The following is a 25,907-nucleotide window of genomic DNA, read 5'->3' as shown; positions in this document are numbered from 1 at the left end:
CGGGCCCTTCATCCACGCCTCGAGTCACGATGGAGCCATGTCCGACCATGATTTCGATGAGAGCGAGGCGAACGGCGACACATCCCGAGGACTGTCATGGTGGTTCTCCTCGGGATTGTCCCTGAGATCGGCAGGCGGGGCGGGGAATCGTCGTTCACAGCACCGCGAGCCGTTGCGCGAGCGGATGCTGGCACGGCCCGGCACCCTCACCATCAGCTATTTCGGTCTGCTGACGTTCACCATCACCATGCTGCTCCTCCTGCCCGCATCCTCGCGTCAGGAGGGATCGACCTCGTTCCATGTGGCGTTCTTCACCGCGATCTCCGCGTTGTCGACCTGCGGCATTCCGGTGGTCGACATGACCGAGCATTGGACGATCTTCGGTCAGGCCATCATCCTCATCGCCATCCAGATGGGCGGCATCGGCGTGATGACGTTCGCATCCCTCATCATGGTCGTCACCAACCAGCGGCTGCGCGTCTCCCAGCAGCTGGTGACGGCCCACGAGCTCGGCACCTCGAAGATCGGCGAGACGCGCGGCGTGCTGTCCATCGTGCTCGGCACCACGGTCCTCATGGAGTTCATCACCTTCCTCGTGCTGTTCCCCCCGCTCCTCAAGCTCAACGATTTCCAATGGCGGCGCACGGCGTGGGAATCGCTCTTCTACGCGGTCGCCGCGTTCAACAACACCGGGTTCACTCCGGATGCGGCCGGTCTGCACGTCGACCATTGGGGCGTCGGCCTGCCGATTCTGATCAGCGCCTTCTGCGGCACGCTCGGCTTCCCGGTGATCCTCGATCTGCTGCGTTCGTTCCGCTACCGGATCCGTCCGCGGTTCTGGACGCTCAACACGAAGATCACGCTGTCGGCGACGTTCATCATCGTCGGCGTCTCGCTGGCGTGGTTCCTGCTCGACGAGTGGAACAACCCGTTCCTGTTCGGCAATGCGGACGTGCCCACCCGTCTGCGCGGCGCGCTGTCCGTGGCCGTGGCGCCGCGCACATCCGGCTTCGACCTGTCGTGGGTGCCGCAGGTGAGCGAGACCACGAAGGTGTACATGTGCCTGATCATGTTCATCGGCGGCGGCAGCTCATCCACGGCCGGCGGCATCCGCGTGACCACGTTCGTCCTGCTGGTGATGACGATGATCTCGACGTTCCGCGGACGCGGCGAGGTGAACGCGTTCCACCGCCATATCCCGGACCGAGTGCTCAAAACCGCGGTGAGCGTGACGATGTCCTGCGCGACGGTGGTGCTCGTCGCCTCGATCGCCCTGATGCAGGTGACCGGACGATCGCTGACCGACACGCTGTTTGAGACGTGCTCCGCGTTCAGTCTCGGCGGATACACGCTGGGGGTCGCCGACGCCGGCAACACGCCGTCGCTCTACATCCTCGCCGCGGTGATGGCGTTCGGCCGCATCGGCCCGATGACCATCGCCTACGCGATCAACAAGACCCGTTCCGAGGACGACACCGTCATCCACTACCCCCAGGAGGCCGTCTCCGTCGGATAGCCCTTTCCTTGGCTCCCCTTGTCAGGGGAGCTGGGCCGCGTAGCGGGACTGAGGGGTAGTCGATGCGAGCGGCGTGGGAAAGTGCTCGTCACCCCCGGATGAACTTGTCGATCTGATCCTCCTTGCCCATGAGCACCAGCTCGTCGTTGCGGTGCATGACGAGCTCCTTGGAGCCGTACTGGAACTCCCTGCCCGGCGATTTGATGCCGACCACGGTGATGCCGTAGCGCTCGTGCACCTTCGCGTCCTCGATCGACTTGCCGGCCACATGCGAGGGCGTGTGGATCTTGACGACCGTGTGCGCGCCCTCGATCTCGATGTAGTCGAGGTAGTTGCCGGAGACCAGATGGCCCACGCGCTTGCCGGCGTCGGTCTCGGCGTTGATGATGTGCCGGGCGCCGATGCGCTGCAGGATGCGCGCATGCTCCACGGACACGGATTTCGCCCACAGGTCGATCACGCCGGCGTCGAGCAGGTTGCCGGTGGTGATCACCGACGCCTCGACGCTGTCGCCGATCGCGACGACCGCCGTGTCGAACTGGGAGGCGTCGATCTGCTCGATGGCCTGCACGTCGGTCATGTCCGCCTGGATCACGGGCAGGCGGGCCGACCAGCGTGCCACCAGCTCCGGATCCTTGTCCACGGCGAGCACGTCCTGACCCACCGCGTCAAGCGTCGTCGCCACCGCGCTGCCGAAGCGTCCCAGCCCCACGACCAGCACGCTCTTGCCTGTCTTCGCCATCGGTTGCCCCTTTCCTCGTGGTTTGCCCTGTGCCTTGCCTGAAGTCCCTTGGATCCTCCCGACCAGTCTCGCCAGCCAGGTTCCGTCGTCCGTCATCCGACCACCACCGTTTCGCTTGGATATCGTATCGCCTCGGGCGATCGCGGACGGCTGATCGAATAGGCGATGGTCATCGGCCCCAGACGGCCGACGACCATCGCGGTGGCGAGAATGGCCAGCGCCGCCGGATTGTCCTCGCGTGCAACACCCACCGTATACCCGCCCAGACCGAACGCCGAACAGGAGTCGAACAGCGCGTCGGTCAGCGACGCGCCGGAGACCAGCATCAGCGCCAGCGAGCAGACGAACACCAGCATCAGACACGTGGTGGTGATGCTCACCGCCGTCATCGCCACGCGCGTGTGGATGCGTCTGCGGAACGCGTTGACGTCCCTGCGGCCGGTGAACGAGGCGCGGCATACAAGCAGGATGATCGCGAACGTCGTCACGCGGATGCCGCCGGCCGTCGACGTGCTGCCGCCTCCGATGAACATGATCGCGCTCATGAACACCTTCGTCGGCTCGCTCACCTGCGGCACCCACGTCAGGTCGAATCCGGAGGAGCGGGGCATGACGGCCGCGACCATCGCGTACCGCATGCGCGTGTTGACGTCCGCGTCCTTGAACAGGAACGGATTGTCCCATTCGACCAGGAGGAACCAGGTCAGGGAGAGCGCCACGATCAGGAACGTGCCCATCAGCGTGATCTTCGTGTGCAGGCTCCACTTGCGCGGCGGCAGATGACTGCGGCCGCAGCGGATCAGGTTGAGGATCACCGGGAAGCCGAGCGTGCCGCAGAACGCGGACATCATGATCGGCAGTCCCACGCCCCAGCTGTTGACGTGCAGGCCCGCGTTGTCAGGCGTGAAGCCCGCGTTGTTGTACGACATGACCGCGAAGAACAGCGACTCCCACAGGGACTTGCGCCAGTCGCCCGAATTGACGTTGAGCAGGCCCGGGAACAGCGCCACGAACGTGATCGCCTCGATCATCAGGGAGACGGTGAGGACCACGCTCAGCACGCCCCGGATCTCGCTGAGCTTCGTGGTGCCGAGCTCGGTGGCGGTCAGCAGCCGCTGCGCCGCCTTCATGTGCCGGTTGATCGCCAGCGTGATCAGCGAGGCGAACGTCATCACGCCGATGCCGCCGAGCTGGACGGAGACGAGCAGCACCGCCTGTCCGAACAGCGTCCAGTGCGTCGTCGAGTTGACGATCGAGATGCCGCATGTCGACAGTGCGGAGACGGCGGTGAACAGCGCGGTCGAGAACGTCGTCGTCTCGCCCCTGGGCGTGGACGGCGGGATCATGAGCAGGGTGGTCGAGACGACCACCAGCACGAGGAAGTACAGGATGGTCAGCTGCCCCGGGCGGGAGACCATGTGCTGGACGAGGCCACGTCCGTGCGTGCGCCGGTCCTCGTCGGCGGCCTTCGCGAACGAATTGCCGGAGAACCACCAGGCGAAGCCGCGCGAGGATTCGCGGTTCGAGGAGGATTCGTCAAAGACGGGGTTCGCCATTCGTCTCCCTCTCGCGCGGCGTGTGCCTTGCGCCTTGCTAACGGATTCCTTACGCCTCGCATTGTATGCCCCATGCTCCCCACCGTGACTGTCCGCTTCTTGGCCGGTGATGGGCAGGAACATCCCGGCCAGCGTGTTCCGCTCTTCGCTCGCGTCGGTTAGGATTGAGGCGTATTGAAACATTTGTCCGAATTCTTGACGTGCTTCACGGGAAAAGGGGATGCGATGGCCGGTGTCCGTCATGCGGTGGTGGTGACTCACACCAGATTGCGTCAAAGCGGCACGGTGGTGTCCGAAGCTGTCGGCCAGCTGCACGACGCCGGCTTCGAGGTCAGGATCGTCGACAACCTCGAGCCGCCCGCGTTCGACGTGCAGCCGCCGGTCGTGGGGGAGGACACCGAGATCGTCGTCGTGCTCGGCGGCGACGGCACGATCCTGCGCGCCGCCGAGCTCGTGCGATGCACGCGCACGCCCATCATCGGCGTGAACATGGGGCACGTCGGCTTCCTCGCCGAGTTCGAGAGCTTCCAGATGGACGAGGCGATCCGACGCATCGCCGAACGTGACTATTCGATCGACGAGCGCATGATCGCCCACGTGGACGTGTGGCTGCCCGGCGCCGACAGGCCGATCGAGAACTGGGCCCTGAACGACATCACGCTCGAACGCGCCGACCGCGGCAAGATGGTCGAACTGTCCATCAGCGTTGACGGCGTGGAGATGAGCTCGTTCGGCGCCGACGGCGTCATCGTCTCGACGCCCACCGGCTCCACCGCCTACGCGTTCTCCGCGGGAGGGCCGATCATGTGGCCGAACGTCAAGGCCCTCCAGCTCGTGCCGCTCGCCGCGCACGCCCTGTTCGCGCGGCCCTTGATCATCGGCGCCGACTCGACGTTCACGATGACCATCCTCGACGATTCGATGTCCGACGGCTGGATCTGCTGCGACGGCCGACGCCAGCGCGCCCTGCCGAAGGGCACGCGCGTCGACGTGCGAGCCTCACGCGGGACGCTGCGGCTTGCGAGGCTCTCCGGCGCGCCGTTCACCGACCGGCTCGTCACCAAGTTCGACCTGCCGGTCGTCGGCTGGCGCGAACAGGCCGCACACGGACAGAAAACCCGATCGGAGGATGCCAGCTGATGCTTGAGGAGCTCTCCATCCGCTCGCTCGGCCCCATCCGTTCCGCGATCATCGCGCCGGCCGCGGGCATGACCGCGATCACCGGCGAGACCGGTGCCGGCAAGTCGATGCTGCTGTCCGCCCTCTCGCTGATCTCCGGAGGCCCAGCCGATGCCAAGCGCGTCTCGCCCGGCGCCGACAAGGCATGGGCGCAGGGCATCTTCGCATTGTCGCCGTCGCCGTCCGGGGACACGCCCGCGAACGGCACGGGGGAGGACGGAGACGACGGTGACGACGCGCTCGACGCCGCCGCGATCGCACGTCAGGCCGGCGTCGAACCGGAGGACGACGAACTCTTCCTCGCCCGCACCGTGCCCGTCCACGGCCGCTCGCGCGCCGTGCTCGGCGGTAAGACCGTACCGCGTTCCGTACTGGCGAAGGTCGCCGGAAGACTCGTCACCATCCATGGTCAGGCCGAACAGTTGAGGATCGCCTCGCAGGCGCGCCAGCGGGAGTTCCTCGACCACGTCGCCGGCGACACCGCCGAACTCGCGGCCTACCGCACGGCGTTCGGAGCCCTGACGGACATGGACGACCGCCTCGAACGCCTGCGCTCGCAGGAGTCCTCCGCCCGGCAACAGGCCGACTACCTGCGCGAATCCATCGCGCGCATCAACGAGACCGACCCGCACCCCGGCGAGATCGAGGAGCTCAAGGCCAAGCGCGACCGGATCGAGAACGCCGCCGACATCGCCGAAGGGGTCTCGCGGGCGCTCGCAGCCCTCGACCCCGGACAGGTCGGCTTCGACGGCGCCCCTGAAACCGTCGGCGCCTCCGAACAGCTGCTGCAGGCCGCGCAGGCGCTACGCGCCATCCACGCCTCCGGCGATTTCACCGAACTCGCCGATCGGCTCGAATCGCTCAACGCCGACCTCGCGGACGTCGTGTTCTCCCTGTCCGGCCATTTGGACGAGGATCTCGGCGACGTCGACCTCGACATGCTGAACGCTCGCATCCACGACCTCGACGAGCTCACCCGCCGTTGGGGCCCGACCATCGAGGACGTCATCGCATGGCGTGACAAGGCCGTCTTCGACATCGAGGACCTCGACGCCTCACCGGAGAAGCTCGCCGAACTGGAGGGCGAACGCACGCGGCTCTACCATGCCGCGCTCGCGGCCGCCGGCGAGCTTGGACGGGCGCGGCAAGCGGCTGCCGGCGAACTCGCCTCGCGCGTCACCGGGGAGCTGTCCTCGCTTGCGATGGACGGCGCGTCGCTGCGCATCGCCGTCACCCCGCGTGAAGGAGATGATCCGCTCGACGCGAACGGCGGCGACGACATCGCATTCCTGTTCACCGCGTACGAGGGCGCGCCCGAAAGGCCGATGGGCAAGAGCGCGTCCGGCGGTGAGCTGAGCCGTCTGATGCTCGCGATGGAGCTGTCCGCCGCGGACATGCGCGCCGGACATGATGGCGTGGCGAACGCCGACATGACGTTCATCTTCGACGAGGTCGACGCCGGCGTCGGCGGCAAGACGGCCGTCGAACTGGGGCGTCGCCTCGCCCGTCTCGCCGTAAGCTCGCAGGTCATCGTCGTCACGCATCTGGCGCAGGTCGCCTCCTGGGCGGACGCGCAGTTCGTCGTCACCAAGGAGCCGCCGGACGCCGACGATGACGCGGTCGGCGTCGTCACCACCGTCGCCGAGGTGCGCGACGACGCCCGCGTGCGCGAGATCGCCCGCATGCTTTCCGGCTCCGAATCGGAGGCCTCCCTCGACCATGCCCGCGAACTGCTCAAGGAGAGCGACCTATGACCACTGCTGATAACAAGGGATCGCGCAAGGCCGCGATCTTCGATCTGGACGGGACGCTCCTCGACTCGATGGGCGTATGGGATCAGGTCGACATCGACTTCCTCGCCCGCCGCGGTATCCCCGTGCCCGACGACTACATGGCCAAGGTCGCGCCGATGCAGTTCAGGCAGATCGCCGAATACACGATCGCGCGCTTCGGCCTCAATGACACGCCCGAACAGCTCATGGACGAGTGGGATGAGATGGCGCGCGTCGCCTACGCCACGCAGGTCGAGGCCAAACCCGGCGCACTCGACTACCTGAGGGAGCTCAAGGCCCGCGGCGTGCGCCTCGGCGTCGCGACCTCCCTGCCGCCGCGCCTGCGCGAACCGGCACTGGGCCACGTCGGCATGCTTGACCTGTTCGACGAGATCGTTTCCGTCGACGACGCCAACGACGTCGGCAAGGACCGTCCGGACGTCTACCTGCTTGCCGCGCGCCGCCTCGGCGTTGAACCCGCCGACTGCACGGTCTTCGAGGATCTGCTCGTCGCCATCCGCTCCGCGAAATCCGTCGGCATGACGGTCTGGGCCATGCACGACGACTCCTCCGACGCCGACTGGCCCGAGATCTGCGAGCTCGCCGACGGCGTCCTCTTCGACTTCCGCAACGCCCCGCGCGACCTGTAGGCGTATACTGGGCGGCGTCGATCGAATCGGGTGGTCGGTCAATCAGGCAATCGGATGAAGGGCACGACGGGCATGGACGGCATCAGGGTGAGCACGCGGCTGGGCTATGCCGCGTACTTGATGCTGTTCGCCGTCTTCGCGGTGTTCCTGCTGCCCGCCGTCGCCTTCGGGATCGCCTTCCGTACGATTGCGCCGCATGCCTCCGGTCTGACCCTGATCGCCGCGCTGGTGGTCCCGTGCGTCGTCACCGTCCTCGCGGTTGCGGTTCGCCGCGTCGTATGCGTGTCCGTTTCGTCAGGAGCCATCGCCGCACGTCGGCCGTTGCCGCGTGATTTCCGCTTCGACACCCGCGTGATGAACGCCGTGCGCTCATGGTCGCGCCCGCAGTGGGTGCCCAGCTGGGCGCGCTACACGCTTCCCGATCCTCGGATCTGAACATTTCTCTGTGATTTTTCGCCTTGCCCGGCATGGCTTGCGCCGCGGCACAGGCCGTATTCCCGCGGACCCATTTCGTCGGTTCGCCAACGGTTCAGATCCTTTTGTCCTTTGCATCGGAGAAGCGTTTTCCCATGAATCCCATGAATCCCATGAATTTCCTGTTTCAGGTGCTGCGACCCATCGAATGGGTCATCGCCCAGCTGCTCACCCTCATCCACGCCTTGTTCACCGCTCTCGGCATGCCCGACGGCCCCGGCACCACATGGGGCCTCGCGGTCATGTGCCTCGTCGTCGTCATTCGCGTATGCCTGATCCCGCTGTTCGTCCGACAGGTGCACGGCATGCGCGCCATGCAGGCCATCCAGCCCAGGATCCAACGCATCCAACGCAAGTACGCCTCGCGCAGCGACCCGCGTTCCAAGGAGGCGATGCAGCGCGAGATCATGGCGTTGCAGCAGGAGTCCGGCGCCAACCCGCTCGGCTCGTGCATGCCGGCGCTCATCCAGGCGCCGATCCTGTGCTCCCTGTACTACGTGCTGCAATCGCTGCCGGCCATCGCGTCCGGCGCGTCCGAGCCGCTCGGCGGACTCGACCGGGCGATCGCGGGCGACGTCGAATCGTCGTCGATCGCCGGAGTACGCCTGTTCGAATCGTTCGGCACGGCGTCGGGCGATGGCTCGCGTGCCGTCATCGTCACGGTCGTCGCGATCATGTGCCTGACGATGTTCGCGATGCAATGGATACTCATCCACCGCAACACGCCGCGCGAGACGATGGAATCGTCGCAGTTCCGCACGCAGCGGATGGCCGCGTTCCTGTTCCCCGCGATCTACGTCGTCTCCGGGTTCACGCTCCCGTTCGGCGTGTTGCTCTACTGGATGACGAACAACCTATGGAACCTCGCGCAGACGCTCGTGCAGTTGCGCTGGTTCCCGACTCCCGGCTCCGTCGCCGGCGAGCGCAAGGAGGCGCGCGACCATGCGCGTGAGAACGCCCGTCGTGCCGCCGCGGGATTGCCCTCGATCGAACGGGAGCTGGCCGAGGCGGCGCGCGTCGTCGCCAACGAGCGTCGCGGGCGGGAGCAGAACGCCCGCACCCGGAACCCCCGCGCGCGACGGCGATCGGTCATCAAGGCGAGTCGCCGTCGCGCGTAGGAGCCGGTCGCGCCTACCGCACCGGCAGCAGGTCGGAGGGGCGTTCGGCCTCGTAGCGGCGGCGCTCCAGCTCCTCGCCCTCCTCGCGTTCGACGACCTCGGCGGCGATGCGGTCCAGCAGGCGGCTGACCGGCGCCTTGTAGATCACCTCGTCGAAGGAGCGTCCGTCGCGGTTCACGGCGTTCGGGTTGCGGTCGACCTCCTTGAAGCCGAGCGACTCGTACATGTGGCGGGCGCGCAGGTTGAACGACCACACCTTGACGGTGATGGTCTTCGCCCCGAGCTGTTCGGCGGCGAGCCTGATGCCGAGCTTCATGGCCTGGCTGCCGTAGCCGCGGTCCTGGAAGTACGGTCCGATGAGGATCGCCATCGTGGAGTTGCGGTCCGGGTCGACGGAATCCCACGCGGCGAGGTGCCCGACCGGGTTGCCGTTCGGGTCGAGGATCGTCCGACCGAAGCGGTGGTCGGAATCCTCGTCGCTGAAGGAGTGGAACAACTTGTCGACGGCGTCGCCGGGGATCGGGGCGGTGTCGACACGTGCTCCGTTGGCGACGTTCTGGTCGTTCCACCACTGCTCGAGCAGTGGGTAGTCGTTCGGTTCGGTCTTGCGCAAGGTAACGGCGTTGTCTGGCATGATGGCTCCCTTCGTGCGGCCATTGTATGCAGGGTGACGGCTCCGGCACGACGACGTTAACCGTCTATTCACATGCGGCTTGCAGCGAAGCGTTCTCAATAGCAAACGTGTGAGGGTTGACGCTGCGTCAATCGCACATATGTGACCGGGGAACGCCGGAATCTCAATGATTTCGGGTGATGTGCGATTGTTCGGAATCGTTCGGTTGGTTCGCACTTTCGTTATTGAGAACGATTCGCTGTAATGACTGTTATGTTCTCGACCTTGACAGTTGGCCATAATAGATATACTGTTATGTATAACAGCTAAACAGCTGGACGATAATCACACCTATGGAAAGAGGGCATGAATGAAGCTGATCATCTCATCCGTGTCCGGCGAACCCATCTACGAGCAGATCAAGACCCAGATCCGCACCGCCGTCTTGGACGGCGAGCTCAAGGCGGGGGATGCGCTTCCCTCCCTGAGGAAGCTCGCCAAGGAGCTGCGCATCTCCGTGCTCACCGTCACCAGGGCGTACAACGAACTGGCCGACGAGGGCGTGGTGCAGAACATCCAGGGCAAGGGCACGTTCGTCATGGACAAGGGCAACGAGCTGATGAGACGTCAGCTCGAAACCCAAGCGCGGGCAAGCCTCGCCGAGGCGGTCTCGGCCGCCAAGGCCGCGGGCCTGCCGCTGGAACAGGTCGGGTCGATGCTCGTTCAGGAGTATCGCAGGCAGCGGTGACCGCGCCGCGCGAGCCGCTGGCGTCGTGCGGGGCGGACACAGTCATATGAAAGGAGATCCGCGATGAACACCGCGAATGTGAACGTCGTGTCCGGCGGTCCGGGCGGCGGGACGCCGATCCTGTCCGTCACCGGCGTCACGAAACACTATGATTCCGGGTTCATGCTCGACGACGTGACCTTCGACCTGCCGGCCGGCTACATCATGGGACTCATCGGCCCGAATGGCGCCGGCAAGTCGACCCTCATCAAGCTCATCCTCAACATGGTCCGTCGCGACGCCGGCGAGATCCGGGTGTTCGGTCTTGACGGCATCGCCGATGAGGAGCAAGTCAAGGACCGGCTCGGCGTCGTCTTTGACTCCAGCTACCTCGTCGACCAGTGGCGTGTCGGCAAAGTCGGCCGCACGATGGCGGATATGTACTCGACGTGGGACGCCGTCAAGTTCGACGGATACCTGAAGCGATTCGGCCTCGCCCCGGCCAAGCGTGTCAGCGAGCTCTCCCGCGGCATGCAGATGAAGCTCATGCTCGCGATCGCCCTGAGCCACGACGCAAGGCTCCTCATCCTCGACGAGCCGACCGCCGGCCTCGACGTGCTCGCCCGCGACGACCTCATGGACCTGCTGCGCGACTTCATCGCCGACGGCGAGCGCAGCGTCCTGTTCTCCACGCACATCACCGCCGACCTCGAACGCGCGGCCGACTTCATCACCTACATCACCGGCGGGCGGCTCTACTACACCGGCCCGAAGGACGAGTTCGAGGAGTCGTTCCGCATCGTCAAGGGCGGTCCCGACGATCTTGACGACGCGATGCGCGGCGCGGCCGTCGGCGTCCACGCCTATGAGACGGGGTTCGATGCGCTTGTGCGCGCCGAGGGCGTCGGCCGCGCGCTTCACGGACGGGTCGGTCTCGGCGTCGAACCCGCGTCGATCGACGACATCATCAGACTCACCAACACGCGCGACGCGCAAGCCGCAGGGAAAGGATCGGAGCAATGAACCCCACGATGCGATCGGTTCTGCGGGCGTACCGCATGGACTGGCACAAGGTCTCCTCCCAGGGGTGGATGTGGGTCCCCGCCGCCGTGCTCACCGTGCCGGTGCTGGTCACGGCCGGCGCCGCGGCCCATATGGAAGCCCTGACCGGCGGCGTGTTCGGCGCCGCCATATACATCTACGTGCTCATCCTGATGTACCCGTTCATGTACGAGCAGCAGGGTCATGGCGGCTGGATGAATGGTCTGATGCCGGTGGCTCGCCGTCATCAGGTGATGGGGCGGTATCTGCTGTTGCTGACCTCCGCCGGCCTGCTACTGGTCTCCTGTCTGCTCACGTGGGCTGGGCTGGCCGTCGTTGGCGCCGCGGGCGCGGGGTACTTCGGCGGGATCTGCGTCTGCCTGATATGGGTGTATCTCATCATGGTGTCCCTGCTCTGCCCGCTGATGTATCGGTTCTCCATCCAGAGGGTCGGGATCTGGTTCATGGTCGTCGTTCTGGTGCTCTGCTTCGCGGCGGTGGGCGGTCTCGCCGCGGTGACGGCGCTGGTTCCCGAGGCCGTGCTCGACCGCGTCCTCGACGGGGTCGTCGCACTGGCCGGCAACATGATGCTGGTCCCGATCCTCGCCGTCATCGGCATCGCCACGGCCGCGCTCGCGCTCGCGGTCTCGTTCCGAGTCTCCTGCCGGTTCTATCTCGCCAAGGAGCTGTAGTCTGGAGCTGTAGATTGACGTCAACGGTCAGCGATCAAGGAGAATACGATGAAGCGTGAACGCGGCTGGACGGCGACGGGGGCGAAACGCATGGCGGTCGTTGCCGACGATACGTTCGCGCGGCCGCTGTCGCTGTGGTGGGATCTCGTCTACGTCATCGTGATCGTGGCGACGATCGTCATCGGATATGCGGGGTACGGCGGCATGCCGCAGCGTGTGCCGATCCATACAAACGCCGCCGGAGTCGTCGACGGATGGGCCGACAAAAGCCCGCTCGTGATCTGGTTCGCGCCGCTCACGGAGCTGATCCTCGCCGCCGTGATGACCGGCGCGCATTCGGCCGTCCTGTATGCGAGGCGTCCGGTCGACGCGGACTCGCCGGTGCGTTCGGCGCGGCGGTACGCGGCGATGGCACGCGCGTGGAGCGTGTACGTGCTGGTCGTCGGCGTGGCCGTGACCGCGGGGGTCGGCATGACCGTGCAGCTCGGCACGATCGGAGTGCTCGATCTCGGTACGGTCGGGCTGGCCGGTACGTTCGCCGGCATGCTCGCGCTCGTCGGCGGCATCGTGGTCGTGCTGTTCTACGGACAGAACGGCTCGCGGGTCGACGCTGGGGGAGCGGACGACGAGACGATGCCGTGGGACGAGGACCGTTACTGGTACGGCGGCGTCATCTACGCAAACCGTGACGACCCGGCAGTCTGGGTGCCCAAGCGTTTCGGCGTCGGCTGGACGGTCAACATGGCCCGTCCCGTCGTCTGGGTCGGCGCCGTCATCCTCCTGCTCGTCGTCATGGGCCTCCCCTTCGCCCTCAGCGCTTTGCTGTGATGGGATCGGTCGCGTTAGGCCGATTCCATCATTCGATCACAGGGCCTTGGCGGACTGTTCGACGAAGGACTCCATGCCGTCGATCGGGACGACGGTGTCGAAGCGCACGTCGGCGGTCTCGAGGCCTCGCAGCGCGGCCGGGGCGGTGGTGCCGGTCTCGCGGGCGAGCACGTCCATGCACTCGAAGTCGGTGCCGGTCGCGTCGAATCCGAGCGCCTCGTTGACCACGCGCGGGAACTTGTACGGGCTCGCGGTCGCGAGGATCACGCGCGGGGTGAGCGGGTCGCGCGGCATCTGCTGCGCGACGAAGTACGCGCACGCGGTGTGCGGGTCGATGACGTAGCGGTTCCTCGTCCAGCAGTCGGCGATCATCTCGCGCACCTGGTCCTCGTTCGCCCAGCCGCAGCCGAACAGCTGGCGGATCTTGGCCAGCAGGTCCTCCGGGATCTCGTACGTGCCCCAGTTCTTGAGGTCGTTCATGAGCATCGTGATCAGACGTGTGTCGCCTTCGGAGAAGTAGTAGAGCATGCGCTCGAGGTTCGAGGAGACGAGGATGTCCATCGACGGGCTGATCGTCTGGTAGAACGGGCGCTGGCGGTTGTACGTGCCGGTCGTCAGGAAGTCGAACAGCACGTTGTTCTTGTCGGAGGCGACCACGAGGTGCTTGACCGGCAGGCCGAGGAGCTTGGCGTAGTAGCCGGCGAGGATGTCGCCGAAGTTGCCGGTCGGCACGACGAACTCGACCTCGTCGCCCACGTTGATGATCTGGCGTTCGAGCAGCTGCGCGTACGCGGAGAAGTAGTAGACGACCTGCGGCACCAGACGGCCCACGTTGATCGAGTTCGCCGAGGAGAGCACGACGTGCGAGTCGTCGGCGAGGCGCGCGGCCAGCTCATGGTCGCCGAAGATGTTCTTGACGGCCGTCTGCGCGTCGTCGAAGTTGCCCTCGACAGCGGCGACGTTCACGTTGGCGCCCGACTGCGTGGTCATCTGCAGCTCCTGGACCTGACTCACCTTGCCCTGCGGGTAGAAGACGGTGATCGCGGTTCCCGGCGCGTCGGCGAAGCCCGCCAGCGCCGCCTTGCCGGTGTCGCCCGACGTGGCGGTCAGGATCATGATCCTCTCGTCCGCATCTCCTCCGGCCGGCGTGGTGTGCGCCATGAAGCGCGGCAGGATCTGCAGCGCCACGTCCTTGAACGCGGAGGTCGGGCCGTTAAAGAGCTCGAGGATGTAGTCCTCGCCCAGCTCCTTCAGCGGGGTGATGCGATCATCCGACCACTGGTCGCCGTACGCGTCGGCGATGCACTGGGCCAGCTCCTCGGCTGTGAAGTCGGGCAGCAGGGCGCCGAGCACCTCTGCGGCGATCTGCTGGTACGGCTTGCCTGCGAGCGAGGCGACGTCCACCTTGGTCTTGCCCAGCTCGTCCGAGACGAACAGGCCGCCGTCGTCGGCGATTCCCTTGCGGATCGCCTGCTTGGCGGTCAGCGAGTCGGTGGTGGAGCGTGTGGAATGGAAGGTGGTTGCCACGGTTGAATCCTTAATCCTTGAAAATGACGAAAGCCTTAAGGGGTGAAACGAATCCCCACCAGTCTAGCGTGCGGCATGGGCGATGGCGGTGCGGCGTCTCGCATGACAGATCGCCCGACGGGACGGGTGGTCAACAGACGCCGAGGGCGTGTCCGCCGATCGGGGGAAAGCATGGTCAAGTCCATATGCCGAGACGGCATGTCCCGTGGTTTTCTGCCAATCGCCGGGACAATTCGTCCGATTCGGCACGTGCAGGAAACAGCATGGCCACAAACACGTCGTACACTCGACGCCCAAACGGCATGCCAGTCGTTGTCCACACCGACAAAGGAGCACAGATGACCGCTTCACCACTCGCCCAGAAAGCCACCGACGCCTTCAACGCGCCCATCAGCGCCGCCGACCCCGAGATCGCCGAGCTGCTCGACTCCGAGCTGCACCGCCAGCAGGACGGCCTCGAGATGATCGCCTCCGAGAACTTCGTGCCGCGCGCGGTCCTCCAGGCCCAGGGCTCCGTGCTCACCAACAAGTACGCCGAAGGCTATCCGGGACGCCGCTACTACGGCGGCTGCGAGTACGTCGACCAGATCGAGACCATCGCCCGCGAACGCGCCAAGAAGCTGTTCGGCGCCGAATACGCCAACGTCCAGCCGCACTCCGGTGCACAGGCCAACGCCGCCGTCTACCAGGCGCTCGTCAAGCCCGGCGACACCGTCCTCGGCCTCGCCCTCGACCACGGCGGCCACTTGACCCACGGCATGAAGATCAACTTCTCCGGCCGCTTCTACCACGCCGAAGCCTACGGCGTGAACCCCGAGACCTTCCGCATCGACCCGGAGATCATCCGCCAGCGCGCCCTCGAGACCCACCCCGCCATGATCATCGGCGGCTGGTCCGCATACCCGCGCATCGAGGACTTCAAGGCGATGAAGGAGATCGCCGACGAGGTCGGCGCCAAGTTCTGGGTCGACATGGCCCACTTCGCCGGACTCGTCGCCGCGGGCCTCCACCCGAGCCCCGTGCCGTACGCCGACGTCGTCTCCTCCACCGCGCACAAGACCCTCGGCGGCCCGCGCTCCGGCTTCATCCTCGCGCGTGCGGAGTACGCCAAGAAGCTCAACTCCTCCGTCTTCCCCGGCCAGCAGGGCGGCCCGCTCATGCACGTCATCGCCGGCAAGGCCGTCAGCTTCAAGGTCGCCGGCACCCCCGAGTTCAAGGACCGCATGCAGCGCACTCTCGACGGCGCCAAGATCATCGCCGAACGACTCCTCGCCGACGACGTCAAGGCCAACGGCATCACCGTCCTGACCGGCGGCACCGACGTGCACCTCGTCATGGTCGACCTGCGCAACAGCGAAATGGATGGCAAGCAGGGCGAGGACCTGCTCGCCGCCTGCGGCATCACCATCAACCGCAACACCGTGCCGTTCGACCCGCGCCCCGCATCCGTCGCTTCCGGCCTGAGGATCGGTGCCTCCGCGCTCGCCACCCGCGGCTTCGGACCCAAGGAGTACGAGGAGGTCGCCGACATCATCGGCACCGCGCTCGCCGCCGGCCCGTCCGCCGACGTCGACGCGCTGAAGGCCCGCGTCGACAAGCTCGTCGAGGACTTCCCGCTCTACCCGGATCTCGACCAGATCCACTGATCCCTCGACTCCCTCGATTCCCTCGGCTCCGCGGCCGGGGCCGCCGATCACGGGGCTCCCCATCCCACCTCACGGGAAGGGGAGCCCCGCAACATATCTGACCCCGATGTGCGCTAAGGTGGATGGTTATGACGAACAGTGAGGAAGCCAATATCCCGTCTGCCGTGTTCGACGCGGTATGCGCCCGCGCCGACGCCGCCGCCCGCGCCCAACGATCGCTCGCGCAGGCCGACACCGACTCCAAGAACGCCCTGCTCAACGCCATCGCCGACGCGCTCGATGCCCGGGCCGGTGAGATCGCCGCCGCCAACGCGCTTGACATGGATTCGTCGCGCGAGGCAGGCATGGACGCGGGCAAGCTCGATCGTCTCCGCTTTGACGAATCGCGTGTGAAGGCCGCCGCCGACGGCGTGCGCCACGTCGCCACGCTGCCCGATCCGATCGGCGAGATCGTGCGCGGCTACACCCTGCCCAACGGCCTGCGCCTCAATCAGACGCGCGTGCCGATCGGCGTCATCGGCATGATCTACGAGGCGCGACCCAACGTCACCGTCGACGTCGCGTCCCTATGCCTCAAATCCGGCAACGCCGCGATCCTGCGCGGCGGGCACGCGGCCGAACGCACCAACGCCGCGACGCTCGCCGTCATCGGCGACGTGCTGTGCGAACGGGGCTACGATCCGGCGCTCGTCGGTTCCGTCGACGATTTCGGACGCGACGGCGCCACCGCGATGATGGAGGCGCGCGGCCACATCGACCTGCTCGTGCCGAGGGGCGGCAAGGGTCTCATTCAGGCGGTCGTCGCCAACTCGAAGGTCCCCGTCATCGAGACCGGCGCCGGCAACGTGCACATCTACGTCGATGCCTCGGGCGACCCGGCCAAGGCCATCCCGATCCTCATCAACGCCAAGACGCAGCGCGTCGGCGTGTGCAACGCGGCCGAGAAGCTGCTCGTCCACGCCGACGTCGCCGACGTGTTCCTGCCCTACGCGGCCGCCGCCCTGTTCGAGCGAGGCGTCGAGATCCACGCCGACGAACGCGCCTACGCGATCATCGACGCCACCGACCACCCGGCGGACCTGCTCGTCCACGCGAATGACGAGGACTGGGACACCGAATACCTGGCCCTGAAGATCGGCGTCAAGGTCGTCGACTCGCTCGACGAGGCCATCGACCACATCAATACGCACTCCACCGGACACACCGAATCGATCATCGCCGAGGACTACACCGCCATCGAGGAGTTCACCTCGCGCATCGACTCCGCGGTCGTCATGGTCAATGCATCCACGCGATTCACCGACGGCGGCGTGTTCGGCTTCGGCGCCGAACTGGGCATCTCCACGCAGAAGATGCACGCCCGCGGGCCGATGGGACTGACCGAGATGACCACGACGAAATGGATCGGCTACGGCCGGGGGCAGGTACGCGCATGAGCGGCAACGACACGACCACGACCATGACCACCAACGATATGAACGACGTGAACGACATGAACGAGACCAACGGAACCGTTATCGACGACACCGACGACGGCATGAGCGTGCCGATCACCGAACTGCGCACCGACCTCGATCTGGACGATCCGCGCTGCGGACTCAAGATCGCGGCCGAACGCCTGAGCATCGTACGCTACGTCTTCCTCGTGCAGATCGAGGACGGCATCGCCTCCGCCTCCCAGCGTGCCTCCCTCGAGTACGCCGACGCGGTGCTCATCGGCTGGCCCGACGAGGACGCGCCCGACGTCGTCGACCTCGACGACGCCCAGCTCAAGGCCATGCGCGGCCACATGGAGATGATGGAGGAGTACATCGCCCGATTCTCCGCGCTCGAACGCGACGGCGACGTCGACGGCATGACCGACACCCTGATCCGCGTCACCGAACGCGTGGCCGAGGTGCGCCGCATGTTCCAGCCCGACTTCCCCCTGCCGACCTTCGCGGAGATCCGCCGCGTCGTGCAGGACGAATGGGACGAGGACATGGGCAAGATCGACCCGAAGGACGACGATCCGACGGCCGCCGACATCGAACAGGAGACCGAACAGGCCGAGGAGCGCGAATCGGACGGCACCACGGCAGGAGACGGCATCTACAAGGGGGAGCGAGCGTGAGCGAGGAACGCCGGATGGCCGATCTGTCCGTCGACTCCGTGTCCGCCACGGCCAACATGTCCAGCGTCGGCGCACCTGGCACCGGTGGAGCCGAAGGCGTGGCTGGACGTGCGGGCATGCGGCGCTCCGCACGCGGCAACTGGCACGCCACCCCGCGCATCGGCATCATGGGCGGCACCTTCGACCCGATCCACAACGGCCACCTGGTCGCCGCCTCCGAAGTCGCGTGGGTGTACGACCTCGACGAAGTCATCTTCGTACCCACCGGGCGGCCGGTGTTCAAGCTCGACAAGCACGTCACCAACGCCGAGGACCGCTATCTGATGACGGTCATCGCCACCGCATCCAACCCGAAGTTCACCGTCAGCCGCGTCGACATCGACCGGCCCGGCGTCACCTACACGATCGACACGCTGCGCGACATCCGCGCGCAGCATCCCGACGCCGACCTGTTCTTCATCACCGGCGCGGACGCGGTCGCCGAGATCATGCAGTGGAAGGACGCGGAGAAGATGTGGGATCTCGCGCACTTCGTCGCGGTCACGAGACCGGGCTACTCCTCGCCGGAGGGCGTGAGGCTGCCCGAGGGCAAGGTCGACACGCTCGAGATCCCGGCGCTGGCGATCAGCTCCACCGACGTGCGGCGGCGTGCCGAGCATGACGAGCCGGTGTGGTATCTCGTGCCTGACGGCGTGGTGCAGTACATCGGCAAGCACGGGCTGTATCGGGCGTAGTCCGGTTTCGTACGTGGACGTGGCGGTCGGGCGTTCATCTCATTGCGACTCGCTCCGGGCCGCTCTGGCCAAGTCTTTACGGTCTCAACACGATGAACGCCCGACCGCCACTTGCGTTGGTCTCGGATGTTGCGTTAACTTCGGCTCCCCTTGTCAGGGGTTACCAGCTGATGCTTTGTTGGTTTGATTTGCTTTGTTCTGGCGTGTTATGGTTTATTTCATGCGTGTGAAGGAATGGGCGGCTCGTGAGGGGTTGAACGAGCAGACGGTGTGGAAGTGGTGTCGTGAGAACCGTATGCCGGTCCCGTTCGAACGGTCGGGGAGCGTGTGGCTCATCCACGATCCGAAGTATGAGAAGCCCGCTGTTCCTGCCGTGGGTTCGCGTACGGTCTGCTATGCGCGTGTCTCCTCATCCGATCAGAAGGCGGATCTGCAGCGTCAGGCGGACCGGTTGAAGGCGTTCGCCATCGGCATGGGGGTCGAATCGCCCGAAGTGGTGTGCGAGACCGGCAGCGGCGTGAACGACAAGCGCCGCAAATTGAGCCGCATCCTCGCCGATCCCACGGTCGGCACCATCGTCGTCGAGCATCGTGACCGGCTGGCGCGTATGAATGCGGGACTCGTCGAGTCCGCGTTGAAGGCGGCGGGGCGCAGGCTGATCGTCGTGGACGATTCGGAGCTGGATGATGATCTGGTGCGCGACATGACCGAGGTGCTGACCTCGTTCTGCGCGCGCCTGTATGGCCGTCGTGCCGCCAGGAGCAAGGTGGAGGCCGTGTTGAGGGCGGCGCGTGATGCTTGAGGCGGTCAAGGTCGCGTTGGACCCCACGCCGGCGGAGGAGCGTTTGCTGTCCTCGCATGCGGGGGCGGCGCGGTTCGCGTTCAACGCCGGGCTTGCCCACGTCAAGGCGATGATCGACGCACAGGAAAGACCGGAGTGGTCGCTGTACGCGCTGCGCCGCTGGTGGAACGCCAACAAGAACACGCTGGCCGTGGACAAGGACGGTGTGCCGTGGTGGCGGGAGAACAGCAAGGAAGCCTACAACAGTGGTTTGGAAGCCCTGTCGAACGCCCTGAGGAACTGGTCGGAAAGCCGCAAGGGGCAGCGCAAAGGACGTCGCGTCGGCTTCCCCGGGTTCCGATCGAAGGATCGTGCGACGCCCCGGTTCGCGTACACGACCGGCTCGTACGGTCTCATCCCCGGTGATCCCAGGGCGTTGAGACTGCCTCGGATAGGCCGCGTGCACTGCATGGAGAACGTGGCGGGACGTGTCGGCGATGGTCGGGTGCTGCGCATGACCGTCAGCCGGCACGCGTGCCGCTGGCACGCCTCGTTGACCGTGGAACGCGCCGATCCCGCGCCCGCGACCCCGTCGAGGGGCGGCGCGGTCGGCATCGATCTGGGCGTCAGGACGCTGGCGACGCTTTCCGACGGGACCGTCATCGCCAACCCGCACGCGTTGAGGGGCAGTGAACATCGGTTGAGACGCGTGCAGAAGGCATTGTCACGCAAGGCAAAGGGGTCTAACCGTCGGCGCAGGACGCGCGAACGCGTGGCCCGTCTGCACGCGCGAGTCGCCAACCAGCGCCGCGACCTGCTGCACAAGCTGACCACACGACTCGCCTCCACCTACTCGGACATCTCGATCGAGGACCTGAACGTGGCCGGCATGGTCAGGAACCATCGGCTCGCCAAGGCGGTCGAGGACGCGTCCTTCCATGAGCTGCGACGTCAATTGGAGTACAAGACCGCGCGCACCGGCGCACGGCTGCACGTCGTCGACCGCTGGTATCCGTCAAGCAAGACATGCTCGAACTGCGGGAGGGTGAAAGCCAAGCTCTCCCTCGACGAGCGCGTCTACCGGTGCGACGGATGCGGCCTCATCATGGACCGCGACCTGAACGCCGCGATCAACATCATGGTCGCCGGGAGTGCCCCGGAGACCCTAAACGCGCATGGAGCGGACGTAAGACCCGGCGTCCCGTGGGATGCCGGGCAAACCGCGGTGAAGTGCGAACCAAGCAGTCACCACGGTGGCATGAGCCTTGGAGCGGACGGCCGCAAGACCGTCCTGCAAGCCAAAACAAACTAGCTTGCAACGGTAGTCACGCCAGTCCCATTTGCACCTTAAGCCGCATGACGCGGGTGGCGGATTCGGTGACCTTCTGGGCGAACGTTTGATCCGCCTTCGCCCTCGCGTTGAGGCCGTCGAGGATGGGGATGATGTCGGTGCTCTGACCGATGCAGGCGAGATCGCCGCCGGCCTCGATGAATTTGACGCCCAGCTGGTCGGTGGGGACGTGGGCCACGGCCTCGGCGGACAGGGAGTCGGAGGTGACGACGCCGTCGAAGCCGTGCGTGCCGCGCAGCAGCCCGTCGACGATCGTCGGGGAGAACGCGGCCGGGTTATTCGGGTCGATTCTTTGATAGGTGGCGAGCGACATCATCACCATCGCCGGTTTCGCCTGATCGATGACCGTGTGGAACGCCTGCAATTCGGCGCTCTCCGCGGTGGTCGTCGCGTCGGTGATGCCGTTCGCGGTGAAGTCGGTGTTGCCCTGCACCGCGCCCAACCCCGGATAGTGCTTGATCGACGACTGGACGTCGGCGTCGCGCATCCCCTCGACGAACGCCGCGCCATGCGCCGCGTTGCCGGCCGCGTCGAGACCGAAGTCACGGTTCAGCGCGCCGACCGGGGCGTTCGACTTCCTCTCGATCGTCACCGTGCCGAGCACGGGCGCGAGATCCACGTTGATGCCGGCCTCCCCGAGCTGCGTGCCCCATCGGGCGGCCGACTGGCGCAGCGCATCCGTCGACATCGTACCCTGCTGCACGGCGCTCGGCATCGTGTCGAATCCGGTGCCCTTGAGATGCTGCACCAGGCCGCCCTCCTGATCGGTGGCCATGATGAGGCGATTGCCGTCCGGCGCGTACGATTGCAGCGCATCGGTCGCCTTGCGTACGCCCGTGACGCCGTTCCTCCAGTTGCCGATGATCAGCACCGATCCGACATGACGATCCGCGATCGCCGTCTTCAGCACCGACGCGTCATCGCCGGCGAACAGCGGCGCCATCACCAGCTGCCCCACCTGCTCCTCGAGGCTCATGTCCGCGACCAGCCTGCGCGCCTTCGTCAGCGCGGGGTCGACGGGGGAGGGGGCCGTGCCGCGCGACACGTCACCGTCCGCCTGCGACGACCGATCCGATGACGGATTCGACGACGTGCTCGCCGCATCGTCCCCGGAACCGCCGAAACCGATCATCCGGCGCAGATCCGGTACGAGAAGGAACGCGGCGACCAGCGCGACCACGGCGACCAGCGCGGTCAGCGTCAGCGCGATCGCTCTAGTACCCGCGCCCCGGCGTCGTATGGGGCGTCGCCCGGCGTGCTGCCCCTGTCGACCGGCCCTGCCGTACACGTCGCGCCGCCTGCCGCCATGCTCCCGTTGCCTCGCCATCGTTCGTCCCTCACGTTCCCGTCACCAATCGTTGTGATCGTCATTCACGATATCCGCGATATCGCACACGACAATACCCGGAGCCATGCTCCCCGGTCCCGGCGCCGGTCGATCGTCATTCACCGTGGGCGAAGAGACAATGTGGCATCATGCGTCGTATTGCGCGCAATCCGGTCGATCGGCCTCAGGCGAACGGGTGATTATTGACATTCCTGACCTTTTTGTAGGCTGTAACCATGTCTTTCTCAGATTTTCTCGGTATGTTCGATCCCGATTTCGATCCGCGTAACCCCCGCGGATCGCGCGGACCGCACGGGGGACGCAGCGGCAACGGCAACGGACAGGCCGACGACGACCCCATCATCATCAACGTGGAGGCGGACGGCGACGAGCATCACGCCTCCGGCAATGCGAACGGCGGCGGTCGGCCTCCCCGCGGGCCGCAGTTCCCGCGCATCACGCGCCAGCCGAGCCGACCGTCCGGCTACGGCTCGAGCCGTGGCACGAAGGTCCTCATCGGACTCGTGCTCGTGCTCGTCATCCTCGTCGGACTCTTCTTCGGCCTCTCCCGCTTCATCACCGACCTCATGTGGTACGGCCAGCTCGGCTTCCAGTCGGTCGTGTGGGTCGAACTGGGCGTGAAGATCGGCCTATGGGCCGCCTACGCCCTCGTCATGGCGATCGTCGGATTCGTCTCCGCATGGCTCGCCATCCGGGCCCGTCCCGACGCCTCCGACGGTTCGACGATCCGCATCAACGGCGACGTCGTCGAGGTCAGGCAGACCGTCAGCTCGAAGACCGCCCGACGCGTGGCGGTCGTCGTCTCCGCGATCGTCGGCGTCATGTTCGGCGCCCAGTTCAACGCGAACTGGTCCGACGTGCTGCTCATGTTCAACGCGCAGTTCTTCGGCATCAAGGACCCCCAGTTCGGACTTGACAACGGCTTCTACGTGTTCATCCTGCCGGGGCTCAGGCTTGCTATCTCCGCCGTCTCGATGCTGCTGTTCATCGGCATCGTCTTCTCCGTCATCACGCACGTGATGATGGGCGGCATCCGCCTGACCATGCCGGTCAAGGGCCGCGGCCTGTTCGCCATCACCAAACGCGCCCGCCGTCAGATCGCGATCTGGCTCATGCTCAACATGTTCGGTCTCGCCGCGCAGATGATCGTCGGCGTGTTCGCCAGCCTCACCGAACAGGGCAGCCGCATCACCGGCGCCACCTACACCACCGTCCACGCCACCATTCCGGTCACGTTCGTCATGGCCGCGCTCGTCGCCATTCTCGGCGTCGTGCTCGGCGTGTGGCTCATGCGCTCGCATGCACTCGAAGGCAGCGCACCGATCGGCGTGCGCGCCGCCGCCGCGCTCAAGGCGTGGCGAACCCCGGTCGTCGCGATCGCCGTCGTGGTCGTCGTCTCCATTGCGCTCACCGTGGTGTGGCCGACGCTGCTGCAGCGCTTCCGCGTCAACCCGAACGCGCAGGAGATGGAATCGACCTACATCCAGCGCAACATCGATGCCACTCGCGCCGCCTACGGTCTCGACAAGCTCAAGACCGAGAACTACAAGGTCACCACGAAGGGCGAATCCGGCGCGCTGAGCTCCGAAGGCGAGACCACCGCGCAGATCCGACTGCTCGACCCGCAGGTCGTCTCCCCGACGTTCAAGCAGCTGCAACAGTCCAAGCAGTACTACACCTTCGCCGACTCGCTCGCCGTCGACAAGTATGAGATCGACGGCAAGAGCCAGGACACGGTGATCGCCGCCCGTGAGCTCGACCTCGCCGGCAACGACAACCGCAACTGGGTCAACGACCACACCGTGTACACGCACGGCTACGGCATCGTCGCCGCCTACGGCAACAAGGTGACCCCCGACGGACAGCCGCAGTTCTTCGAATCCGGCATCCCCACCCAGGGCAAGCTCACCGAATCGCAGAAGTACGAGCCGCGCATCTACTTCTCCCCGAACATGAGCGAATACTCGATCGTCGGCGCGCCCAAGGGCACCACCGCATGGGAGTTCGACTATCCGACCGGATCCAAGGGCGCCACCAACACCTTCGACGGCAACGGCGGTCCGTCGGTCGGCAACCTGTTCTCCCGACTGCTCTACGCGATCCGCTTCGGCTCCGACCAGATCCTCTTCTCCGACCGTGTCACCAGCGAATCGCAGATCCTCTACGATCGCTCCCCGCGCGAACGCGTCGCCAAGGTCGCCCCGTACCTGACGCTTGACGGCCGCGTCTACCCGGCGGTGGTCGACGGGCGTGTCAAGTGGATCGTCGACGGCTACACCACCTCCGACGCCTACCCGTACTCCCAGATGACCGAACTCGGCTCGGCCACCAAGGATTCCACCACCGTCTCCTCGAACACGGTCAGGGGACTGGGATCGCAGCAGGCCAACTACATCCGCAACTCCGTCAAGGCCACCGTCGACGCGTACGACGGCTCGGTGGATCTGTACGTGTGGGATCAGAACGATCCGGTCATCAAGGCGTGGGAGCAGGTCTTCCCCGGCCAGTACCACCAGCTGTCCGAGATCTCCGGCGACCTCATGAGCCACATGCGCTACCCGGAGAACCTGTTCAAGGTGCAGCGCGAGCTGCTCTCCAAGTATCACGTCACCTCCGCCAGTCAGTACTACTCCGGCGAGGACTTCTGGCAGACGCCGGTCGATCCGACCGAATCGCAGTCCCAGCAGAACCAGGACATCCTCCAGCCGCCCTACTATCTGACGCTGCAGACCGGCGGCACCAAGGAGCCGGTGTTCTCGCTGACCTCCTCGTACATCCCCGCCGGCACGTCCACGCGCGAGATCCTCACCGGCTTCCTCTCCGTCGACTCGGACGCCGGATCCACCAAGGGCAAGATCGGTCCGAACTACGGCACCCTGCGACTGCAGGAGCTGCCGAAGGACTCCAACGTGCCCGGCCCCGGACAGGCGCAGAACAACTTCAACGCGGACGCCGACGTGTCCAAGGAGCTGAACCTGCTGCAGTCCGGATCCACGCAGGTGGTGCGCGGCAACCTGCTGACGCTGCCGCTGGGCGGCGGCCTCGTCTACGTGCAGCCCGTGTACGTGAAATCCTCGGGCGCCACGTCGTTCCCGCTGCTCAAGAAGGTGCTCGTCGCGTTCGGTGATCAGGTCGGCTTCGACGACACGCTGACCGGCGCGCTCGACCAGGTGTTCGGGGGCGACTCCGGTGCCGCCGCGGGCGATGCCGAGAACGAGACCAGTGACGAGGGCTCGTCGTCGGCCGGCGGCGACAAGAACAACCAGTCCGATCAGTCTCAGTCCAAGAACGACGAGAAGACCGACTCCGGTTCCGGCTCGTCGGCTGCCCGCAGTCCCGAACTCCAGCAGGCCCTGACCGACGCCTCGCAGGCGATGAAGGACTCGCAGGCCGCGATGAAGGATGGCGACTGGGCCTCCTACGGCGAAGCCCAGAAGCGTCTCGAGGAGGCCCTCAACAAGGCCCTCGAACTGGATAAGTGACCCTGATCTCGGGAGTC

At 66.0% G+C, this 25,907-nt stretch carries 21 protein-coding genes and 1 pseudogene; 17 read left to right on the top strand and 5 right to left on the bottom strand.

Annotated features, from left to right (window positions below; all coding sequences use genetic code 11):
* Nucleotides 1–37: 37 nt before the first annotated feature.
* Nucleotides 38–1,516, top strand: a complete 1,479-nt coding sequence (locus tag EMB92_RS07925; protein ID WP_150394428.1) for a TrkH family potassium uptake protein — start codon at nt 38–40, stop codon at nt 1,514–1,516.
* An 88-nt stretch (nt 1,517–1,604) separates the two neighbouring features.
* On the opposite strand, the gene EMB92_RS07920 is transcribed toward EMB92_RS07925, so the two are convergent.
* Complete coding sequence (locus tag EMB92_RS07920; RefSeq protein WP_140444432.1) at nt 1,605–2,258, bottom strand: potassium channel family protein; 654 nt, start codon at nt 2,256–2,258, stop codon at nt 1,605–1,607.
* A 92-nt stretch (nt 2,259–2,350) separates the two neighbouring features.
* Nucleotides 2,351–3,814, bottom strand: a complete 1,464-nt coding sequence (locus tag EMB92_RS07915; protein WP_150394427.1) for a TrkH family potassium uptake protein — start codon at nt 3,812–3,814, stop codon at nt 2,351–2,353.
* A 225-nt stretch (nt 3,815–4,039) separates the two neighbouring features.
* Between EMB92_RS07915 and EMB92_RS07910 the strand changes: the two genes are divergently transcribed.
* The 5 genes from EMB92_RS07910 (at nt 4,040) to yidC (ending at nt 9,007) form a co-directional block, all read left to right on the top strand.
* Nucleotides 4,040–4,954, top strand: a complete 915-nt coding sequence (locus EMB92_RS07910) for an NAD kinase (RefSeq protein ID WP_150394426.1) — start codon at nt 4,040–4,042, stop codon at nt 4,952–4,954.
* Complete coding sequence (gene recN, locus EMB92_RS07905; RefSeq protein WP_150394425.1) at nt 4,954–6,747, top strand: DNA repair protein RecN; 1,794 nt, start codon at nt 4,954–4,956, stop codon at nt 6,745–6,747. Before EMB92_RS07910 ends, recN begins: the two co-directional genes overlap by 1 nt.
* Entirely contained in the window at nt 6,744–7,415 is a 672-nt protein-coding gene (locus EMB92_RS07900) for an HAD family hydrolase (RefSeq protein ID WP_140444429.1), read from the top strand. The genes recN and EMB92_RS07900 overlap by 4 nt, the downstream gene beginning before the upstream one ends.
* Before the next feature lie 54 nt (nt 7,416–7,469).
* Nucleotides 7,470–7,850: a hypothetical protein gene (locus EMB92_RS07895; RefSeq protein ID WP_150394424.1), complete on the top strand. Its 381-nt coding sequence runs from the start codon at nt 7,470–7,472 to the stop codon at nt 7,848–7,850.
* A gap of 152 nt (nt 7,851–8,002) precedes the next feature.
* On the top strand, nt 8,003–9,007 hold the full coding sequence (yidC, locus tag EMB92_RS07890) for a membrane protein insertase YidC (RefSeq protein ID WP_223847638.1): 1,005 nt from the start codon (nt 8,003–8,005) through the stop codon (nt 9,005–9,007).
* Between the two features lie 13 nt (nt 9,008–9,020).
* Here the strand turns inward: yidC and EMB92_RS07885 are convergent, their stop codons facing one another.
* The gene (locus tag EMB92_RS07885) at nt 9,021–9,641 is read right to left on the bottom strand and encodes a GNAT family N-acetyltransferase (protein WP_150394422.1); all 621 of its coding nucleotides are present in this window, start codon (nt 9,639–9,641) and stop codon (nt 9,021–9,023) included.
* A 349-nt stretch (nt 9,642–9,990) separates the two neighbouring features.
* On the opposite strand from EMB92_RS07885, the gene EMB92_RS07880 reads away from it, so the two are divergent.
* The 4 genes from EMB92_RS07880 to EMB92_RS07865 all read left to right on the top strand — a co-directional run bounded on the left by EMB92_RS07880 (nt 9,991) and on the right by EMB92_RS07865 (nt 12,908).
* Nucleotides 9,991–10,368: a GntR family transcriptional regulator gene (locus tag EMB92_RS07880; RefSeq protein WP_150394421.1), complete on the top strand. Its 378-nt coding sequence runs from the start codon at nt 9,991–9,993 to the stop codon at nt 10,366–10,368.
* A 63-nt stretch (nt 10,369–10,431) separates the two neighbouring features.
* Nucleotides 10,432–11,370, top strand: a complete 939-nt coding sequence (locus EMB92_RS07875; protein WP_150394420.1) for an ABC transporter ATP-binding protein — start codon at nt 10,432–10,434, stop codon at nt 11,368–11,370.
* A complete protein-coding gene (locus EMB92_RS07870; protein ID WP_150394419.1) occupies nt 11,367–12,080 on the top strand; it encodes an ABC-2 transporter permease in 714 nt (237 codons plus the stop codon). The genes EMB92_RS07875 and EMB92_RS07870 overlap by 4 nt, the downstream gene beginning before the upstream one ends.
* 48 nt (nt 12,081–12,128) lie before the next feature.
* Complete coding sequence (locus EMB92_RS07865; protein ID WP_150394418.1) at nt 12,129–12,908, top strand: DUF5808 domain-containing protein; 780 nt, start codon at nt 12,129–12,131, stop codon at nt 12,906–12,908.
* Nucleotides 12,909–12,944: 36 nt separating this feature from the next.
* On the opposite strand, the gene thrC is transcribed toward EMB92_RS07865, so the two are convergent.
* Nucleotides 12,945–14,435 carry a threonine synthase gene (gene thrC / locus EMB92_RS07860; RefSeq protein ID WP_150394417.1) on the bottom strand — a complete coding sequence of 497 codons (1,491 nt, stop codon included), beginning with the start codon at nt 14,433–14,435 and terminating at the stop codon, nt 12,945–12,947.
* Between the two features lie 338 nt (nt 14,436–14,773).
* On the opposite strand from thrC, the gene glyA reads away from it, so the two are divergent.
* From glyA to tnpB, 6 genes are all read left to right on the top strand, one after another.
* A complete protein-coding gene (gene glyA / locus EMB92_RS07855; RefSeq protein ID WP_140444421.1) occupies nt 14,774–16,081 on the top strand; it encodes a serine hydroxymethyltransferase in 1,308 nt (435 codons plus the stop codon).
* A 128-nt stretch (nt 16,082–16,209) separates the two neighbouring features.
* Nucleotides 16,210–17,517 (top strand): glutamate-5-semialdehyde dehydrogenase, encoded by a 1,308-nt coding sequence (locus EMB92_RS07850; RefSeq protein ID WP_150394416.1) that lies wholly within the window; start codon nt 16,210–16,212, stop codon nt 17,515–17,517.
* Nucleotides 17,518–17,555: 38 nt separating this feature from the next.
* Nucleotides 17,556–18,194, top strand: coding sequence for a phosphoribosylglycinamide synthetase (locus EMB92_RS07845; RefSeq protein ID WP_395952004.1), 639 nt, complete (start codon nt 17,556–17,558; stop codon nt 18,192–18,194).
* A gap of 14 nt (nt 18,195–18,208) precedes the next feature.
* On the top strand, nt 18,209–18,928 hold the full coding sequence (gene nadD, locus EMB92_RS07840; RefSeq protein WP_395952002.1) for a nicotinate-nucleotide adenylyltransferase: 720 nt from the start codon (nt 18,209–18,211) through the stop codon (nt 18,926–18,928).
* 220 nt (nt 18,929–19,148) lie between these two features.
* The gene (locus EMB92_RS07835) at nt 19,149–19,730 is read left to right on the top strand and encodes an IS607 family transposase (protein ID WP_150394415.1); all 582 of its coding nucleotides are present in this window, start codon (nt 19,149–19,151) and stop codon (nt 19,728–19,730) included.
* Nucleotides 19,723–21,021 carry an IS607 family element RNA-guided endonuclease TnpB gene (tnpB, locus tag EMB92_RS07830; protein WP_150394414.1) on the top strand — a complete coding sequence of 433 codons (1,299 nt, stop codon included), beginning with the start codon at nt 19,723–19,725 and terminating at the stop codon, nt 21,019–21,021. The genes EMB92_RS07835 and tnpB overlap by 8 nt, the downstream gene beginning before the upstream one ends.
* Nucleotides 21,022–21,034: 13 nt before the next feature.
* On the opposite strand, the gene EMB92_RS07825 is transcribed toward tnpB, so the two are convergent.
* Entirely contained in the window at nt 21,035–22,387 is a 1,353-nt protein-coding gene (locus EMB92_RS07825; RefSeq protein ID WP_223847637.1) for a glycoside hydrolase family 3 N-terminal domain-containing protein, read from the bottom strand.
* A 347-nt stretch (nt 22,388–22,734) separates the two neighbouring features.
* On the opposite strand from EMB92_RS07825, the pseudogene EMB92_RS07820 reads away from it, so the two are divergent.
* Nucleotides 22,735–25,890: pseudogene (locus EMB92_RS07820) on the top strand (UPF0182 family membrane protein); the annotation flags it as partial.
* Between the last annotated feature and the right edge of the window lie 17 nt (nt 25,891–25,907).

This window comes from Bifidobacterium callitrichos (assembly GCF_008698085.1).
GTDB classification, from domain to species: Bacteria; Actinomycetota; Actinomycetes; order Actinomycetales; family Bifidobacteriaceae; genus Bifidobacterium; species Bifidobacterium callitrichos.
The sequence above is the reverse complement of the archived record's forward strand: the minus strand, read 5'-3'. Positions and strand labels throughout refer to the sequence as shown.

Coding starts and splice junctions, on each gene's coding strand:
- glyA (WP_140444421.1), top strand. CDS start 14,774: ATGACCGCTTCACCACTCGCCCAGAAAGCCACCGACGCCTTCAACGCG.
- EMB92_RS07875 (WP_150394420.1), top strand. CDS start 10,432: ATGAACACCGCGAATGTGAACGTCGTGTCCGGCGGTCCGGGCGGCGGG.
- EMB92_RS07925 (WP_150394428.1), top strand. CDS start 38: ATGTCCGACCATGATTTCGATGAGAGCGAGGCGAACGGCGACACATCC.
- EMB92_RS07920 (WP_140444432.1), bottom strand. CDS start 2,258: ATGGCGAAGACAGGCAAGAGCGTGCTGGTCGTGGGGCTGGGACGCTTC.
- EMB92_RS07845 (WP_395952004.1), top strand. CDS start 17,556: ATGAACGACGTGAACGACATGAACGAGACCAACGGAACCGTTATCGAC.
- EMB92_RS07870 (WP_150394419.1), top strand. CDS start 11,367: ATGAACCCCACGATGCGATCGGTTCTGCGGGCGTACCGCATGGACTGG.
- EMB92_RS07880 (WP_150394421.1), top strand. CDS start 9,991: ATGAAGCTGATCATCTCATCCGTGTCCGGCGAACCCATCTACGAGCAG.
- EMB92_RS07910 (WP_150394426.1), top strand. CDS start 4,040: ATGGCCGGTGTCCGTCATGCGGTGGTGGTGACTCACACCAGATTGCGT.
- nadD (WP_395952002.1), top strand. CDS start 18,209: ATGGCCGATCTGTCCGTCGACTCCGTGTCCGCCACGGCCAACATGTCC.
- EMB92_RS07835 (WP_150394415.1), top strand. CDS start 19,149: ATGCGTGTGAAGGAATGGGCGGCTCGTGAGGGGTTGAACGAGCAGACG.
- EMB92_RS07825 (WP_223847637.1), bottom strand. CDS start 22,387: ATGGCGAGGCAACGGGAGCATGGCGGCAGGCGGCGCGACGTGTACGGC.
- EMB92_RS07850 (WP_150394416.1), top strand. CDS start 16,210: ATGACGAACAGTGAGGAAGCCAATATCCCGTCTGCCGTGTTCGACGCG.
- yidC (WP_223847638.1), top strand. CDS start 8,003: ATGAATTTCCTGTTTCAGGTGCTGCGACCCATCGAATGGGTCATCGCC.
- EMB92_RS07885 (WP_150394422.1), bottom strand. CDS start 9,641: ATGCCAGACAACGCCGTTACCTTGCGCAAGACCGAACCGAACGACTAC.
- EMB92_RS07915 (WP_150394427.1), bottom strand. CDS start 3,814: ATGGCGAACCCCGTCTTTGACGAATCCTCCTCGAACCGCGAATCCTCG.
- EMB92_RS07865 (WP_150394418.1), top strand. CDS start 12,129: ATGAAGCGTGAACGCGGCTGGACGGCGACGGGGGCGAAACGCATGGCG.
- EMB92_RS07895 (WP_150394424.1), top strand. CDS start 7,470: ATGAAGGGCACGACGGGCATGGACGGCATCAGGGTGAGCACGCGGCTG.
- recN (WP_150394425.1), top strand. CDS start 4,954: ATGCTTGAGGAGCTCTCCATCCGCTCGCTCGGCCCCATCCGTTCCGCG.
- tnpB (WP_150394414.1), top strand. CDS start 19,723: ATGCTTGAGGCGGTCAAGGTCGCGTTGGACCCCACGCCGGCGGAGGAG.
- EMB92_RS07900 (WP_140444429.1), top strand. CDS start 6,744: ATGACCACTGCTGATAACAAGGGATCGCGCAAGGCCGCGATCTTCGAT.